This is a genomic window from Enterobacter cloacae (assembly GCF_013375935.1).
Lineage (GTDB): Bacteria > Pseudomonadota > Gammaproteobacteria > Enterobacterales > Enterobacteriaceae > Enterobacter > Enterobacter pasteurii.
The window spans coordinates 784,614-801,748 of sequence record NZ_CP056117.1 but is presented as its reverse complement, the minus strand read 5'-3'; the positions used below and the strand labels follow the sequence as shown (position 1 = coordinate 801,748).

The window sequence follows — 17,135 nt, the reverse complement described above, 5'->3', positions numbered from 1 at the left end:
AGGCCGGAACACCTGCACGCAACCAGGAGCGCACGCTTTGAGCACCTCAATCAAAACCATTCTGACCGCCGCCCACTGGGGGCCAATGCTGGTCGAAACTGATGGCGATACTGTGCTGTCGTCCCGCGGGGCTTTGCCTTCACGCCACCTCAACTCGTTACAGACCGTCGTTCGCGATCAGGTTCACAGCAAAACCCGCGTGCGCTGGCCGATGGTGCGTAAGGGCTTTCTGGCCTCGCCGGATAAACCGCAGGGCATTCGCGGGCAGGATGAATTCGTTCGCGTAAGCTGGGACGACGCGCTGGCGCTGATCCACTCGCAGCATAAACGCATCCGCGACAGCTACGGCCCGTCGTCCATTTTTGCCGGATCGTATGGCTGGCGCTCTAACGGCGTGCTGCATAAGGCCGCCACCCTGCTGCAGCGCTACATGAGCCTGGCCGGGGGCTATACCGGCCATCTGGGTGATTACTCTACCGGAGCGGCGCAGGCGATCATGCCGTATGTCGTAGGAGGCAATGAGGTATACCAGCAGCAGACCAGCTGGCCGCTGGTGCTGGAGCATACCGGGGTGGTGGTGCTGTGGAGCGCCAACCCGCTCAACACCCTGAAAATTGCCTGGAATGCGTCCGACGAACAGGGCATCGGGTATTTCGATGCGCTGCGTAAAAGCGGCAAGCGCATCATCTGTATCGACCCGATGCGCTCTGAAACCATGGATTTCTTCGGGGACAGCGCCGAGTGGATCGCGCCGCATATGGGTACCGACGTGGCAATGATGCTGGGTATCGCCCATACGCTGGTTGAGAACGGCTGGCACGATACGGCATTTCTCGCGCGCTGCACCACGGGTTTCGATAAATTTTCCGACTATCTGACGGGCAAATCCGACGGTGTCGCCAAAACGGCAGAGTGGGCCGCGGGGATTTGCGGCGTAGAGGCGGTTAAAATCCGCGAACTGGCGGTCTTATTCCATAATAATGCAACGATGTTGATGTCCGGCTGGGGAATGCAGCGCCAGCAGTTTGGCGAGCAGAAGCACTGGATGCTGGTGACGCTTGCCGCCATGCTCGGACAGATTGGCACGCCGGGCGGCGGTTTTGGTCTTTCCTATCACTTTGCGAACGGCGGCAATCCGACGCGTAAAGCGGCGGTGCTGGCTTCTATGCAGGGCTCGGTGCAGGGCGGCGTGGACGCCGTAGATAAAATCCCCGTGGCGCGCATCGTTGAGGCCCTGGAGAACCCGGGCGGGTTTTATCAGCATAACGGTCAGGACCGCCATTTCCCGGATATCAAATTTGTCTGGTGGGCGGGCGGGGCCAACTTCACCCATCATCAGGATACTAACCGCCTGATCCGCGCCTGGCAGAAGCCGGAGCTGGTGGTGATTTCGGAGTGCTTCTGGACCGCATCAGCGAAGCATGCCGACATCGTGCTGCCGGCCACGACCTCTTTCGAGCGTAACGATCTCACCATGACCGGGGATTACAGCAACCAGCACATGGTGCCGATGAAGCGCGTCGTCGCTCCACGGGATGAAGCGCGTGATGATTTTGACGTCTTTGCCGACCTGAGCGAAATGTGGGAAGCGGGCGGCCGCGAGCGTTTCACCGAAGGTAAAACGGATCTGCAATGGCTGGAAACGTTTTATCAGATTGCCGGCCAGCGCGGGGCCGCGCAGGGCGTGACGCTGCCGCCGTTTGCTGAATTCTGGGAGGCGAATCAGCTTATCGAAATGCCGGAAAGCGAGCAGAACGCGCGGTTTATACGTTTTGCGGATTTCCGTCGCGACCCGGAGAATCACCCGTTAAAAACGGAAAGCGGGAAGATTGTGATCCACAGCGAGCGCATCGCCAGCTTTGGCTATGCGGACTGCCCGCCGCACCCAGCGTGGCTGGAGCCGGACGAATGGCATGGCAATGCGCAGCCGGAGCAGCTCCAGCTGCTCTCAGCCCATCCGGCGCATCGTCTGCACAGCCAGCTCAACTATTCGTCGCTGCGCGAGCAGTATGCGGTGGCCGGGCGTGAGCCGATCGTGCTGAATAGCGATGACGCAAAAGCGCGGGGGATCCACAGCGGCGATATCGTTCGCGTCTGGAACGCGCGCGGGCAGGTGCTGGCGGGTGCCGTGGTGAGTGACGGGATCCGCCCTGGCGTTTTCTGCATTCATCAGGGCGCATGGCCCGATCTGGCGCTGGACGAGGGCGGCATTTGTAAGAACGGGGCCGTAAACGTGCTGACCAAAGATCTCCCCAGCTCGAAGCTGGGGAACGGCTGCGCGGGCAATACGGCGCTGGCATGGGTCGAGAAATATCAGGGGCCAGAGCTTACGCTGACGGCGTTCGATCCGCCTGCCAGCTCATGATCCACGTCGGGTGCTGAGTATCATCCTGCCAGGCGCTGTCTTCAATGCGAAAACCCTGAGCATGATAGAAATTCACCGCCCGCACGTTTTTCTGATACACCTCCAGGGTTAAATACGGGTAGTGCTGCTGAACGTGGTTCAGCAGCGCATGCCCGATACCCTTTCCGATAAATGCCGGGGCGACAAACAGGGCGCCAACGAACTGGGACTGCATCACGCTGATAAAGCCACGCAGGGCGCCGTTCTCCTCCCATACCCAGGTTTCGGCAACGGGAAGGTATTCATCGCGCACCATTGCTTCATTCGCTTTCCAGTAGCCTGCATCGATAAACGGGTGCGCCTCGGTTGTGCTCTCAAGCCACAGGCTTAAAAGCCGGGCGGTATTCTCACTTTCCCATTTGCGGATCATGTTCTCCCTCCGGGTGGCAGAAGCAGCCCGTGATGTGGCCATTGACTAACCCGCAGGCCTGCATAAAGGAGTAGCAGATGGTGGTGCCCACAAATTTAAAGCCGCGTTTTTTTAGCGCTTTTGACAGGGCATCTGAAGCGGGTGTCGAGGTTGGGATCTCTGCAAGCGTGGCGGCCTGGGTTACCTTCGGCTCGTTATCCACAAACGACCAGACGAAGGCCGAAAAAGGTTCGCCGTTTTGCTCCATCGCCAGGTAAGCCCGCGCGTTACCGATAATCGCCTGAATTTTACCGCGATGGCGGATGATGCCGGCATCCAGAACCAGCCTTTCCACGTCTTCGTCACCCATTGCCGCAACGGCAACCGGATCGAACCGGTGAAAGGCGTTGCGGTAGTTCTCACGCTTTTTCAGCACGGTGATCCACGATAGCCCAGCCTGCTGGCCTTCAAGGCAGATCATCTCAAACAGTTTTTTACCGTCGGTCTCCGGTACGCCCCATTCCCTGTCGTGATAATCGATATAAAGCTGATCCTGGCTTACCCAGCCGCAACGTTGCATAGGCTCTCTCCCTTCCTGATACGGTAAACGCAAAAATTTCAATCTGCCCGGCTTGACGTGCCTGCTAAAGAGACAATAGTTAATACAGGGCTATATGCCCTAATACCTCTTCGAACAATGACATATATCGCCGGACTCGGCTCTTTCTGGAGTCGCTTTGATGATGATAAAAAAAATCAGTGGTCGCCATGCTGCTTCTGGCCTGGTGGGCGTCTCAGCCTGCCTGTTTTCTTGTAACACCGCTTTTGCGTGGCAACAGGAATATATCGTTTCAGATGCACAAAGTAATACGACAGAACGCTATACATGGGACGCCGATCACCAACCTCGCTATGAAGATATTCTCGCGGAACGTATTAATCGCTCGCAGAATGCTGCGGGGTTTGCCCTGAACGACCCATCCGGTTCGGATGCGGAAACCGTTCTGAGCGTTGGCTGGAATTTTCCCGTGGCGGGACGTTTCACGACCGGACCCGTCATGGCGTGGCGCAATGATGGCTCTGCCCCTGTAGTGGTGAATGCGTATGGTGATACAACCACCACGCAGTCGCTTACCGACCCCCTCTGGCATGCCAGCTTTAACTCGCTGGGGTGGCGTGTCGATACGCAGTACGGTGATTTACACCCCTGGGCGAAGATAAGCTATAACCAGCAGGCCGATGAAGAGTATTTATATACCCTGGGATTGAGTGCCAGATTTTAGGGTTGTTATTTTTTTAAACGCTGCGGTAACATATTTAATACAATAATGGCGCGGCTTGTGGCGATAGTGTCCACTCACATCCGGGCATTTTCTTTCCCGGCAAGGTCATTCATTCCCGATTCCAGGCATTTCATTCCGTTTCTCCTGCATCTCATGCCGTTTTACCCCAGCTGTTGCAGGGTTTTCTGTATCGTTGTCCTCAGCGAATTCCCTTAATTTCTCTTGCAGGACAACTGCCATGAACACATCAACCTATAACCGCACGCGCTGGCTGACGCTATTCGGCACCATCGTTACCCAGTTTGCACTGGGCTCGGTCTATACCTGGAGCCTGTTTAACAGCGCGCTGTCCGATAAGCTCGGCGCACCGATAAGCCAGGTGGCGTTCTCCTTTGGCCTGCTGAGCCTTGGGTTAGCAATTTCCTCCTCCGTGGCGGGTAAACTGCAGGAGCGCTTCGGCGTGAAGCGCGTGACCATGGCCTCCGGCATCCTGCTGGGGGTGGGCTTCTTCCTGACGGCGCACTCCAGTAACCTGATGATGCTGTGGCTGAGCGCCGGGGTGCTGGTGGGGCTGGCGGACGGCGCAGGCTACCTGTTGACGCTGTCCAACTGCGTGAAGTGGTTCCCGGAGCGTAAAGGGCTCATCTCAGCCTTTGCCATTGGTTCATATGGTTTGGGCAGCCTTGGTTTTAAATTCATCGACTCCCAACTGCTGGCCTCGGTAGGGCTTGAGAAAACCTTTATGATCTGGGGCGTGATTGTTCTGGTCATGATCCTCTTCGGCGCCACGCTGATGAAAGATGCTCCTCAGCAGGAGGTAAAAAGCGTTAACGGCGTGGTGGAGAATGATTTCACCCTCGCGCAGTCCATGCGTAAACCGCAGTACTGGATGCTGGCGGTGATGTTCCTGACGGCCTGCATGAGCGGTCTGTATGTTATTGGCGTGGCGAAAGATATCGCGCAGGGAATGGTGAAGCTGGATGCAGCGACGGCGGCGAATGCGGTGACGGTGATCTCCATCGCTAACCTCTCTGGTCGCCTGGTCCTGGGTATTCTGTCTGACAAAATCGCCCGTATCCGCGTGATTACGCTGGGACAGGTTATCTCGCTGGTGGGCATGGCGGCGCTGCTGTTCGCGCCGCTGAACGAGGCGACATTCTTTGCGGCAATCGCGTGCGTGGCCTTTAACTTTGGCGGCACCATTACCGTCTTCCCGTCGCTGGTGAGCGAGTTCTTTGGCCTGAATAACCTGGCAAAAAACTACGGCGTGATTTATCTCGGCTTTGGTATCGGCAGTATTTGCGGTTCGCTGATTGCCTCGCTGTTTGGTGGCTTCTACGTGACCTTCTGCGTGATATTTGCCTTGCTGATTATTTCCCTCGCGCTCTCCACGACGATTCGTCAGCCGCAGCGTGAAGCGTATAAAGAAGCGCATGCATGATTCGATAAAAAGAGGCCGCAGGGCCTCTTTTTTTATCTCAGCATCGCTTCCGGACTTGTTATTTTGTAAAAATCCTTATCGATCACATTCTCTGCTGCCACTTTTCTTTCCCGCTGTGGTCTACTTATCGCGCTTGTAGACGTTTCTGATAACGGTTTCTCTCGCATCTACTTACTCTGTCAGCTTTCTCAATGAGATTCGGCGGGTCTATATACCCCTTCCCCCAGGGTTGTTTGCATGAAATATATTAGGTCTCTTACCCAGCAAAGATTGTGTTTGATGCTGGCTGTCTATATCGGATTATTTCTGAATGGCGCGGTGCTGTTCAGAAGAGTGGAAGGTTACTTCGAGCACCTCACCGTAAGAAATGGAATTTTTGCCGTAATTGAAGTGTTCGGTTCCGTCCTCGCGACATTCTTCCTGTTACGCCTGCTCTCGCTCTTTGGCCGCCGTACCTGGCAAATTCTGGCCTCGCTGGTGGTGATTATCTCCGCCGCCGCCAGCTATTACATGACCTTCATGAACGTAGTTATTGGCTATGGTATTGTCGCCTCGGTGATGACCACGGACATCGACCTCTCGAAAGAGGTGGTGGGACAAGGGTTCATCATGTGGACAATTCTGACCTGCCTGGTGCCGCTCTTCTTTATCTGGAGCAATACCTGCCGCTATACCCTGTTACGCCAGCTGCGTACCCGGGGACAGCGTATCCGCAACGTCGTCGTTGTTCTGCTGGCGGGGCTGCTGGTGTGGGCACCGATTCGCCTGATGGAAAAACAGCAACGAAATGTCGAAAAAGCCACGGGCGTGGATATGCCAAGCTACGGCGGCGTGGTCGCCAACTCGTATCTGCCCTCTAACTGGCTGTCGGCGCTAGGCCTGTATGCATGGGCGCAGGCGGACGAGTCCAGTGATGTGAAATCGCTGATCAACCCGACCAAAAAATTCACCTACCAGGCCCCGGCAGACGGGCTGGATGATACGTATGTGGTCTTTGTAATCGGCGAAACGACGCGCTGGGATCATATGGGCATTCTCGGTTATGACCGCGACACCACGCCGAAGCTGGCGCAGGAAAAGAATCTGGTGGCTTACCGCGGCTACTCCTGCGATACCGCCACGAAGCTCTCGCTGCGCTGTATGTTTGTGCGTGAGGGCGGTGCGAGTGAAAACCCGCAGCGTACCCTCAAAGAGCAAAACGTGTTTGCTGTGCTGAAGCAGCTTGGCTTTAGCTCTGATCTGTTCGCCATGCAAAGCGAGATGTGGTTCTACACCAACACCATGGCGGACAATATCGCCTACCGCGAACAGATTGGCGCCGAGCCGCGTAACCGTGGAAAGAGCGTCGATGATATGCTGTTGCTCGAGGAGATGTCACAGTCTTTGAAAAGTCATCCTAAAGGTAAGCATTTGATTATCCTGCATACCAAAGGATCACATTACAGCTATTACCAGCGTTACACGCGAGATTATGCGAAGTGGCAGCCGGAGTGTGTCAGCATTAATGCCAGCTGTAGTAAGGAAGAGCTGGTAAATGCTTTCGATAACACGGTGCTGTATGTGGATACTTTCCTCAGCAGGGTAATAGATCAGCTGCGCGATAAGAAAGCGATCGTTATCTACGCGGCTGACCACGGCGAGTCCATCAACGAGAAAGAGCATTTACACGGTACGCCGCGTAAGCTGGCGCCGCCGGAGCAGTTCCGGGTACCGATGATTATGTGGATGTCGGATAAGTATCTGGAAAACCCTGACAAAGCCAAAATGTTTGCCCATCTGAAACAGCAGGCAGAGATTAAGGTGCCGCGCCGTCACGTTGAGCTGTACGACACCATTATGGGCTGTCTCGGCTATACCTCCCCAGACGGTGGGATTAACGAAAATAACAACTGGTGTAAACTCCCTGATAACACCACAAAAGCCGCGCAGTAGCTGCTCTGGCGACAATATCGCCAGTTGAATGGCTTTTTGAAAATAAGGGATTGACGGGGAGCGTACCTCAGCAGTAAGATGCGCTCCGCATTCGGCGAGTAGCGCAGCTTGGTAGCGCAACTGGTTTGGGACCAGTGGGTCGGAGGTTCGAATCCTCTCTCGCCGACCACATTCTAAAAAGGGCTAACCGCAAGGTTAGCCCTTTTTGCATTAACGCCTTATCCCATGCCATTTATTAAAATACCCCTTAGCCCTGCTTCTCCCTGTCTGCTCACGGTTTTGTGACATAATCCATTGTATTTTTTTATATATAGTTTGATCTTTTTTCGCGTTGCTTATGGATAACCTCAGCATTTTTCGCTGTGCGTTTTAACGTTCGCGGTATTTAGTGCTCAGATAATCACCATTCTGTAAGAAAATTTACCCATTCTGAATAAAACTTAATCACTGTGTGTTGCGAAATATGAAGATAGTTGTGCTGCATCATGGCGAGTAGCATAAATTTCTCTGCTGAAAACTGGCTTTCAGAGTTTTTTTAATCTTTGTTTGCGGTTTCTCACACTCCACGTAAATCCCCGCCACCTGTATTGACATTTTCACATTCTGTTGACAGATTGTAGGGCACGAGGGGCATATCAGGGAGGATCTGCGCTGCAACTCAAACGCTCTTCTGAAAGGATTCTCTATCCCTTTTAACGCCTTCGGGCATCACCGACCGGACCGGGTAAAAAATAAATAAAGGTCAGGCGGCGTAACACAACAAAGCAAAACATCACATTGGAGCACAATAATGAGTATTTCCTTGAAGAAGTCAGGGGTGCTGAAGCTTGGTCTGAGCCTGGTGGCCATGACCGTCGCAGCAAGCGTACAGGCCAAAACCCTGGTTTACTGTTCTGAGGGCTCTCCTGAAGGCTTTAACCCACAGCTCTTTACCTCTGGTACGACTTACGACGCAAGCTCTGTACCGATCTATAACCGTCTGGTTGAATTTAAAACCGGCACCACGGAAGTGATTCCTGGCCTGGCTGAAAAGTGGGATATCAGCGAAGACGGTAAAACCTATACCTTCCACCTGCGTCAGGGCGTGAAGTGGCAGGACAGCAAAGAATTCAAACCAACGCGCGATCTTAACGCCGACGACGTTGTGTTCTCCTTCGACCGTCAGAAAAACGCGCAGAACCCGTACCATAAAGTGTCTGGCGGCAGCTATGAATACTTCGAAGGGATGGGCCTGCCGGACCTGATCGCTGAAGTGAAAAAAGTGGACGATAAAACCGTTCAGTTCGTGCTGACGCGTCCGGAAGCGCCATTCCTGGCTGACCTGGCCATGGACTTCGCCTCTATTCTCTCTAAAGAGTACGCGGACAACATGCTGAAAGCCGGCACGCCGGAAAAAGTGGACCTGAACCCAATCGGTACCGGCCCGTTCCAGCTGCTTCAGTACCAGAAAGATTCCCGTATCCTGTATAAAGCCTTCCCGGGCTACTGGGGCACCAAGCCGCAGATCGACCGTCTGGTCTTCTCCATCACCCCTGACGCATCCGTGCGTTACGCAAAACTGCAAAAAAATGAATGCCAGGTGATGCCGTATCCAAACCCGGCTGACATTGCTCGCATGAAGCAGGACAAAAATATCAACCTGATGGAGCAGGCGGGCCTGAACGTGGGCTATCTCTCCTTCAACACCGAGAAGAAACCGTTCGACGACGTGAAAGTGCGTCAGGCGCTGACCTACGCGGTGAACAAAGAAGCGATCATCAAAGCCGTATACCAGGGCGCGGGCGTTGCGGCCAAGAACCTGATCCCACCAACCATGTGGGGCTATAACGATGACATCAAGGACTACACCTACGATCCTGAGAAAGCGAAAGCGCTGCTGAAGGAAGCGGGTCAGGACAAAGGCTTCACCGTTGAGCTGTGGGCAATGCCGGTACAGCGTCCTTACAACCCGAACGCACGCCGTATGGCGGAAATGGTCCAGGCTGACTGGGCGAAGATTGGCGTTCAGGCCAAGATCGTGACCTACGAGTGGGGCGAGTACCTGAAGCGCGCCAAAGCGGGTGAACACCAGGCGGTAATGATGGGCTGGACCGGCGACAACGGGGATCCGGATAACTTCTTCGCTACCCTGTTCAGCTGTGCGGCAGCGAAAGACGGCTCTAACTACTCTCGCTGGTGCTACAAGCCGTTTGAAGACCTGATCCAGCCGGCGCGTGCGACCGACGATCACAACAAACGTATTGAACTGTACAAGCAGGCGCAGGTTGTCATGCACGACCAGGCTCCGGCGCTGATTGTTGCTCACTCCACCGTGTACGAGCCGGTGCGTAAAGAAGTGAAGGGCTACGTTGTTGATCCGCTCGGCAAACATCACTTCGAAAACGTATCAATCGAATAATAAGTAGGGTGTTCTCCCTCTCCCTTCAGGAGAGGGCAGGGGTGAGGGCCGCGCATGTTTGCCCTCACCCTGACCCTCGCCCGATGGGAGAGGGAATTTACATTTGTGAGCAATACAGACGTTGCGCCACTGGGCGTGCGTCATCAGAGAGAATCCGGGTTATGTTGCAGTTCATCCTCCGACGTCTGGGACTTGTTATCCCGACGTTTATCGGTATCACCCTTCTCACTTTTGCCTTCGTCCATATGATCCCGGGTGACCCGGTGATGATTATGGCGGGCGAGCGTGGTATCTCCCCTGAACGTCATGCGCAACTGCTGGCTGAACTCGGCCTTGATAAGCCGATGTGGCAGCAGTACCTCCACTATATCTGGGGCGTATTGCACGGCGATTTAGGGATTTCACTAAAAAGCCGGCTCCCGGTGTGGGACGAGTTCGTGCCGCGTTTTAAAGCGACGCTGGAGCTGGGTATCTGCGCCATGATCTTTGCGACCGCGGTGGGTATTCCCGTTGGCGTACTGGCTGCCGTTAAGCGTGGCTCTATTTTCGACCACACTGCCGTTGGCCTGGCCCTGACCGGCTACTCCATGCCTATCTTCTGGTGGGGCATGATGCTGATCATGCTGGTATCGGTGCAGTGGAACCTGACGCCGGTCTCCGGTCGCGTCAGCGATATGGTCTTCCTTGACGACACCAACCCGTTAACCGGCTTTATGCTGATTGATACGGCGATCTGGGGCGAAGAGGGCAACTTCATTGATGCGGTTGCGCACATGATCCTGCCTGCGATGGTGCTGGGCACCATACCCCTGGCGGTAATCGTGCGTATGACCCGTTCTTCCATGCTGGAAGTGCTGGGCGAAGATTATATTCGTACTGCCCGCGCCAAGGGCCTGACCCGTATGCGCGTCATCATCATTCATGCCCTGCGTAACGCCATGCTGCCGGTTGTCACCGTTATCGGCCTGCAGGTGGGAACACTGCTGGCGGGGGCAATCCTGACCGAAACCATCTTCTCGTGGCCGGGCCTCGGACGCTGGCTGATTGATGCGCTGCAACGCCGTGACTATCCGGTGGTGCAGGGCGGTGTGCTGCTGGTCGCGACGATGATTATTCTCGTCAACCTGCTGGTCGATTTGCTGTACGGCGTGGTGAACCCGCGTATTCGTCATAAGAAGTAAGGGGCCATCATGTCACAAGTAACTCAAAATAACGTGGTCACTGCACCGGTGCCTATGACGCCGATGCAGGAGTTCTGGCACTACTTCAAGCGCAACAAAGGCGCGGTTGTCGGGCTGGCGTATGTTTCCATCATGATCCTGATTGCGGTATTTGCGAACTTCCTCGCACCGTATAACCCGGCGGATCAGTTCCGCGATGCGCTGCTTGTGCCGCCGGTCTGGCAGGACGGGGGCAGCTTTGCCCACCTGCTGGGCACCGATGACGTGGGCCGCGATGTTCTGTCGCGCCTGATGTACGGCGCGCGTCTGTCGCTGCTGGTTGGCTGTCTTGTCGTGGTGCTGTCGCTGGTCATGGGCGTCGTGCTCGGCCTGGTGGCGGGCTACTTCGGCGGCATCGTTGATAACATCATTATGCGCGTCGTCGATATTATGCTGGCGCTGCCAAGCCTGCTGCTGGCCCTGGTGCTGGTGGCGGTCTTCGGTCCGTCGATCGGTAACGCCGCGCTTGCGCTTACGTTTGTTGCGCTACCGCACTACGTGCGTTTAACCCGTGCGGCGGTGCTGGTGGAAGTGAACCGCGATTACGTCACCGCGTCCCGGGTGGCGGGTGCCGGTGCGATGCGCCAGATGTTTATCAATATCTTCCCGAACTGCCTTGCGCCGCTGATCGTTCAGGCGTCGCTCGGTTTCTCTAACGCCATTCTCGATATGGCCGCTCTTGGCTTCCTTGGCATGGGTGCGCAGCCGCCAACGCCGGAGTGGGGCACCATGCTCTCCGACGTGTTGCAGTTCGCGCAAAGCGCCTGGTGGGTCGTCACCTTCCCGGGTCTGGCGATTCTGCTGACGGTGCTGGCATTTAACCTGATGGGTGATGGCCTGCGTGATGCACTTGATCCCAAACTGAAGCAGTAAGAGGCACGAGATGGCGTTATTAAATGTAGATAAATTATCCGTGCACTTCGGCGACGAAGGCACACCGTTTCGCGCCGTGGACCGAATCAGCTACAGCGTAAATCAGGGTGAAGTGGTCGGTATCGTTGGAGAGTCAGGTTCCGGTAAATCCGTTAGCTCGCTGGCAATCATGGGGCTGATTGACTACCCCGGCCGCGTGATGGCGGAAAGCCTGGAGTTTAACGGCCAGGATCTGAAGCGCATTTCCGAGAAGCAGCGCCGCCAGCTGGTGGGCGCAGAAGTGGCAATGATCTTCCAGGACCCCATGACCAGCCTGAACCCGTGCTACACCGTTGGCTTCCAGATTATGGAAGCTATTAAGGTGCATCAGGGCGGTAATAAGAAAACCCGCCGCCAGCGTGCTATCGATCTGCTGACGCAGGTGGGGATCCCCGATCCGGCGTCACGCCTGGATGTTTACCCGCATCAGCTTTCAGGCGGGATGAGCCAGCGCGTGATGATCGCCATGGCGATCGCCTGTCGGCCAAAGCTGTTGATAGCCGATGAACCGACAACCGCGCTGGACGTTACCATCCAGGCGCAAATCATCGAGCTGCTGCTGGAGCTGCAGCAGAAAGAGAACATGGCGCTGGTGCTGATTACGCACGATCTGGCGCTGGTGGCGGAAGCGGCGCACAAGATCATCGTGATGTACGCGGGCCAGGTGGTGGAGACCGGAAGTTCGCACGATATCTTCCGCGCGCCGCGTCACCCGTATACGCAGGCGCTGCTGCGTGCGCTGCCGGAGTTTGCCCAGGACAAAGCGCGTCTGGCGTCGCTGCCGGGTGTGGTGCCGGGTAAATACGACCGTCCGCAGGGCTGTCTGCTCAATCCGCGCTGCCCGTATGCGACGGACAAATGCCGCGCTGAGGAGCCAGAGCTGAATCTGCTGGCCGATGGTCGACAGTCAAAATGCCACTACCCACTCGATGATGCCGGGAGGCCAACACTATGAGTACGCAACAGGCCACCACGCAACAGCCGCTGTTGCAGGCTATCGACCTGAAAAAACACTACCCGGTGAAGAAGGGCATTTTTGCCCCTGAGCGCCTGGTGAAAGCGCTGGACGGCGTCTCCTTCAGCCTCGAACGCGGTAAAACGCTGGCGGTGGTTGGGGAGTCTGGCTGTGGAAAATCCACGCTGGGCCGTCTGCTGACGATGATTGAAACGCCAACCGGCGGCGAGCTTTACTATCAGGGGCAGGATCTGCTCAAGCACGATCCGCAGGCGCAGAAGCTGCGTCGTCAGAAAATCCAGATTGTGTTCCAGAACCCGTACGGCTCGCTGAACCCGCGGAAGAAGGTCGGGCAAATTCTGGAAGAACCGCTGCTGATTAACAGCAATCTGAGCAAAGCGCAGCGCCGCGAAAAAGCGCTGGCAATGATGGCGAAAGTGGGGCTTAAAACCGAGCATTACGATCGCTACCCGCATATGTTCTCTGGCGGTCAGCGTCAGCGTATTGCCATCGCCCGTGGTCTGATGCTTGACCCGGACGTGGTGATCGCAGATGAGCCGGTTTCGGCGCTCGACGTCTCCGTTCGCGCGCAGGTGCTTAACCTGATGATGGATTTACAGCAGGATCTTGGGCTGTCGTACGTCTTCATCTCCCATGACCTCTCCGTCGTCGAGCACATTGCCGACGAGGTAATGGTGATGTATCTGGGACGCTGCGTGGAGAAGGGGACCAAAGACCAGATCTTTACTAACCCGCGTCATCCCTATACGCAGGCGCTGCTGTCCGCGACGCCGAGACTGAACCCGGACGACCGTCGTGAACGCATCAAGCTGACCGGCGAGCTGCCAAGCCCGCTGAATCCGCCGCCGGGATGTGCCTTCAACGCCCGCTGCCGTCGCCGCTTTGGCCCGTGCACGCAGCTGCAGCCACAGCTGAAGGATTACGGCGGTCAACTGGTGGCCTGCTTCGCGGTCGATCAGGATGAAAACGGCGAAAAGCCGCAAGCATAAAGAAAAAAACCGGCGATGAGCCGGTTTTTTTACGCCTGACGTCTACTTCCGTAAACGAATCTGGTCGACGGCGTGTTTCTCACTCTTGGTGAGGATCAGGCTGGCGCGTTCGCGCGTCGGCAGGATGTTCTCTTTCAGGTTCACGTAGTTGATCTCATTCCACAGCCCGGTCGCCACGTTGATAGCCTCTTCTTCAGAGAGCTGGGCGTAGTTATGGAAATAGGAATCCGGGTCGGTGAAAGCGCCTTCGCGGAACTTCAGGAAGCGGTTGATGTACCAGCGCTGCAGCAGTTCCTCCGGCGCATCGACATAAATAGAGAAATCGACGAAGTCAGAGACAAACACATGATGCGGATCGTGAGGATAGTCCATCCCGCTTTGCAGAACGTTTAATCCTTCCAGAATCAGGATATCGGGCTGCACAACCGTTTTGTCGCCGTCCGGGATGCGGTCGTAAATCAGATGCGAGTAGACCGGCGCGGTAACGTTCGGCACGCCCGATTTTAAGTCAGAGACAAACTTTACCAGGCGGTGCATATCATAGGAGAGCGGGAAGCCCTTCTTCTTCATTAAGCCGCGTTCTTTTAAGACCTCGTTGGGATGCAGGAAGCCGTCGGTGGTGATCAGCTCAACGCTGCGGTGTTCTGGCCAGCGGCTCAGCAGCGCCTGTAGCACGCGCGCGGTGGTACTTTTGCCCACTGCCACGCTGCCCGCAATGCTGATGATATAAGGAATACGTTGACCGTTCGTGCCAAGGAACTGTTCCAGCACGGCCTGACGACGCAAATTGGAGCTGATATAGAAGTTAAGCAAGCGAGAGAGGGGGAGATAGATTTCTGCCACCTCTTCCAGGGAGAGATCTTCGTTTATCCCTTTTAGCCGTGCGATTTCACCTTCCGTCAGTGTCATAGGGACGGAGTCACGCAGGGCTGCCCACTGGCTACGGTTAAACTGAAGATATGGCGTCATTAACGTTTGCTCTTTTTTGCTCATAAGCATGCTTCTGTGAACCATCACGAAACGGCGGGTGCGGGCTCATCACATAGTTAATTTTGGACAATGGGCAGGAGGTTAACACCAGATGAGAGGAATAATAAGAAAAAATATGGGAAAGCGATGCGTAACCGGGGAGGCATCACGCAGGGCTATAGCATGTCAAAATCAGAGGTTCATGTTGAATATTTAACCGCGAGTGGATGAATTTACAGCGGTTAGCACTGGTTTCGAATAAAATGTGAGCGAAAGAACGTTTTATGCAATTTTTTAGTTGCATGACCGCGCATGTCTCCATAGAATGCGCGCTACTTGATGCCGACTTAGCTCAGTAGGTAGAGCAACTGACTTGTAATCAGTAGGTCACCAGTTCGATTCCGGTAGTCGGCACCATCAAGTCCGGTGGGGTTCCCGAGCGGCCAAAGGGAGCAGACTGTAAATCTGCCGTCACAGACTTCGAAGGTTCGAATCCTTCCCCCACCACCACTTTCTGGCAGCGTCAAAGCCGCCAGAGCTGGTTGGAAAAATTGACCAGCTCGAACAGAAAAGAGAGAAATCTCTTTTTTTGTTACAGAAAGAACTGGGTAGCCGAGTTTCAGGATGCGGGCATCGTATAATGGCTATTACCTCAGCCTTCCAAGCTGATGATGCGGGTTCGATTCCCGCTGCCCGCTCCAATACGTGCTGATATGGCTCAGTTGGTAGAGCGCACCCTTGGTAAGGGTGAGGTCCCCAGTTCGACTCTGGGTATCAGCACCACTTCACTTCTCCCTCCCATTTCTCTCTGTTTCAATATAAATGTATTCAACAGTTCAGGCATTTTCGCCTGGTTGATGTGGTGATATCACCGATTTATCCGTGTCTTAGAGGGACAATCGATGTCTAAAGAAAAGTTTGAACGTACAAAACCGCACGTTAACGTCGGTACTATCGGCCACGTTGACCATGGTAAAACAACGCTGACCGCTGCAATCACTACCGTACTGGCTAAAACCTACGGTGGTGCTGCTCGTGCTTTCGACCAGATCGATAACGCACCAGAAGAAAAAGCTCGTGGTATCACCATCAACACCTCTCACGTTGAGTATGACACCCCGACTCGCCACTACGCTCACGTAGACTGCCCAGGCCACGCCGACTATGTTAAAAACATGATCACCGGTGCTGCGCAGATGGACGGCGCGATCCTGGTTGTTGCTGCGACTGACGGCCCAATGCCTCAGACCCGTGAGCACATCCTGCTGGGTCGTCAGGTAGGCGTTCCTTACATCATCGTGTTCCTGAACAAATGCGACATGGTTGATGATGAAGAGCTGCTGGAACTGGTAGAGATGGAAGTTCGTGAACTGCTGTCTCAGTACGATTTCCCAGGCGACGATACCCCAATCGTTCGTGGTTCCGCGCTGAAAGCGCTGGAAGGCGAAGCAGAGTGGGAAGAGAAAATCATCGAACTGGCTGGCTACCTGGATTCTTACATCCCAGAACCAGAGCGTGCGATTGACAAGCCATTCCTGCTGCCAATCGAAGACGTATTCTCCATCTCCGGTCGTGGTACCGTTGTTACCGGTCGTGTAGAGCGCGGTATCATCAAAGTTGGTGAAGAAGTTGAAATCGTTGGTATCAAAGACACTGCGAAGTCTACCTGTACTGGCGTTGAAATGTTCCGCAAACTGCTGGACGAAGGCCGTGCTGGTGAGAACGTAGGTGTTCTGCTGCGTGGTATCAAACGTGAAGAAATCGAACGTGGTCAGGTACTGGCGAAGCCAGGTTCAATCAAGCCACACACCAAGTTCGAATCTGAAGTGTACATTCTGTCCAAAGACGAAGGCGGCCGTCATACTCCGTTCTTCAAAGGCTACCGTCCACAGTTCTACTTCCGTACAACTGACGTGACCGGTACCATCGAACTGCCAGAAGGCGTAGAGATGGTAATGCCAGGCGACAACATCAAGATGGTTGTGACTCTGATCCACCCAATCGCGATGGACGACGGTCTGCGTTTCGCAATCCGTGAAGGCGGCCGTACCGTTGGCGCGGGCGTTGTTGCTAAAGTTCTCGGCTAATCGCTGATAACATTTGACGCAATGCGCAATAAAAGGGCATCATTTGATGCCCTTTTTGCACGCTTTCACATCAGAACCTGGCTCATCAGTGATTAATTTTGTCATAATCATTGCTGAGACAGGCTCTGCAGAGAGCGTATAATACGAAAAGCGAATAGCATTTCGATTGGTTTGC

At 55.0% G+C, this 17,135-nt stretch carries 13 protein-coding genes and 5 tRNA genes; 15 read left to right on the top strand and 3 right to left on the bottom strand.

Annotated elements, in window-relative coordinates:
* Positions 1-37 precede the first annotated feature (37 nt).
* Positions 38-2,365: a molybdopterin guanine dinucleotide-containing S/N-oxide reductase gene (locus tag HWQ14_RS03725; RefSeq protein ID WP_176608993.1), complete on the top strand. Its 2,328-nt coding sequence runs from the start codon at positions 38-40 to the stop codon at positions 2,363-2,365.
* On the opposite strand, the gene HWQ14_RS03720 is transcribed toward HWQ14_RS03725, so the two are convergent.
* Both HWQ14_RS03720 and tag read right to left on the bottom strand, forming a co-directional pair.
* Entirely contained in the window at positions 2,328-2,774 is a 447-nt protein-coding gene (locus HWQ14_RS03720; protein ID WP_176608992.1) for an N-acetyltransferase, read from the bottom strand. The two genes, HWQ14_RS03725 and HWQ14_RS03720, sit on opposite strands and share 38 nt — an antisense overlap.
* Positions 2,752-3,333 carry a DNA-3-methyladenine glycosylase I gene (gene tag / locus HWQ14_RS03715; protein WP_176608991.1) on the bottom strand — a complete coding sequence of 194 codons (582 nt, stop codon included), beginning with the start codon at positions 3,331-3,333 and terminating at the stop codon, positions 2,752-2,754. Before tag ends, HWQ14_RS03720 begins: the two co-directional genes overlap by 23 nt.
* Positions 3,334-3,493: 160 nt before the next feature.
* Between tag and HWQ14_RS03710 the strand changes: the two genes are divergently transcribed.
* From HWQ14_RS03710 to dppF, 9 genes are all read left to right on the top strand, one after another.
* A complete protein-coding gene (locus HWQ14_RS03710; protein ID WP_176608990.1) occupies positions 3,494-4,036 on the top strand; it encodes a lipase in 543 nt (180 codons plus the stop codon).
* Between the two features lie 238 nt (positions 4,037-4,274).
* Positions 4,275-5,477 (top strand): L-lactate MFS transporter, encoded by a 1,203-nt coding sequence (locus HWQ14_RS03705; protein ID WP_148421554.1) that lies wholly within the window; start codon positions 4,275-4,277, stop codon positions 5,475-5,477.
* Positions 5,478-5,714: 237 nt separating this feature from the next.
* Positions 5,715-7,409 (top strand): kdo(2)-lipid A phosphoethanolamine 7''-transferase, encoded by a 1,695-nt coding sequence (gene eptB / locus HWQ14_RS03700; RefSeq protein WP_148421552.1) that lies wholly within the window; start codon positions 5,715-5,717, stop codon positions 7,407-7,409.
* A gap of 92 nt (positions 7,410-7,501) precedes the next feature.
* A tRNA-Pro gene (locus HWQ14_RS03695) sits at positions 7,502-7,578 on the top strand.
* Between the two features lie 621 nt (positions 7,579-8,199).
* Positions 8,200-9,807 (top strand): dipeptide ABC transporter periplasmic-binding protein DppA, encoded by a 1,608-nt coding sequence (gene dppA / locus HWQ14_RS03690; RefSeq protein ID WP_176608989.1) that lies wholly within the window; start codon positions 8,200-8,202, stop codon positions 9,805-9,807.
* A gap of 161 nt (positions 9,808-9,968) precedes the next feature.
* Positions 9,969-10,988 carry a dipeptide ABC transporter permease DppB gene (dppB, locus tag HWQ14_RS03685; protein ID WP_006810536.1) on the top strand — a complete coding sequence of 340 codons (1,020 nt, stop codon included), beginning with the start codon at positions 9,969-9,971 and terminating at the stop codon, positions 10,986-10,988.
* Positions 10,989-10,997: 9 nt separating this feature from the next.
* On the top strand, positions 10,998-11,900 hold the full coding sequence (dppC, locus tag HWQ14_RS03680; RefSeq protein WP_148421548.1) for a dipeptide ABC transporter permease DppC: 903 nt from the start codon (positions 10,998-11,000) through the stop codon (positions 11,898-11,900).
* A 10-nt stretch (positions 11,901-11,910) separates the two neighbouring features.
* Positions 11,911-12,894 (top strand): dipeptide ABC transporter ATP-binding protein, encoded by a 984-nt coding sequence (gene dppD / locus HWQ14_RS03675; RefSeq protein WP_148421546.1) that lies wholly within the window; start codon positions 11,911-11,913, stop codon positions 12,892-12,894.
* Entirely contained in the window at positions 12,891-13,904 is a 1,014-nt protein-coding gene (dppF, locus tag HWQ14_RS03670) for a dipeptide ABC transporter ATP-binding subunit DppF (protein ID WP_176608988.1), read from the top strand. Before dppD ends, dppF begins: the two co-directional genes overlap by 4 nt.
* Positions 13,905-13,946: 42 nt before the next feature.
* Here the strand turns inward: dppF and coaA are convergent, their stop codons facing one another.
* Positions 13,947-14,897 carry a type I pantothenate kinase gene (coaA, locus tag HWQ14_RS03665; RefSeq protein WP_063868899.1) on the bottom strand — a complete coding sequence of 317 codons (951 nt, stop codon included), beginning with the start codon at positions 14,895-14,897 and terminating at the stop codon, positions 13,947-13,949.
* Between the two features lie 317 nt (positions 14,898-15,214).
* On the opposite strand from coaA, the gene HWQ14_RS03660 reads away from it, so the two are divergent.
* From HWQ14_RS03660 to tuf, 5 genes are all read left to right on the top strand, one after another.
* A tRNA-Thr gene (locus tag HWQ14_RS03660) sits at positions 15,215-15,290 on the top strand.
* A gap of 8 nt (positions 15,291-15,298) precedes the next feature.
* Positions 15,299-15,383, top strand: a tRNA-Tyr gene (locus tag HWQ14_RS03655).
* A gap of 116 nt (positions 15,384-15,499) precedes the next feature.
* Positions 15,500-15,574, top strand: a tRNA-Gly gene (locus HWQ14_RS03650).
* Positions 15,575-15,580: 6 nt separating this feature from the next.
* Positions 15,581-15,656 (top strand) — tRNA-Thr (locus HWQ14_RS03645).
* Positions 15,657-15,775: 119 nt separating this feature from the next.
* Positions 15,776-16,960, top strand: coding sequence for an elongation factor Tu (gene tuf, locus HWQ14_RS03640; RefSeq protein WP_176608987.1), 1,185 nt, complete (start codon positions 15,776-15,778; stop codon positions 16,958-16,960).
* Positions 16,961-17,135: the final 175 nt, after the last annotated feature.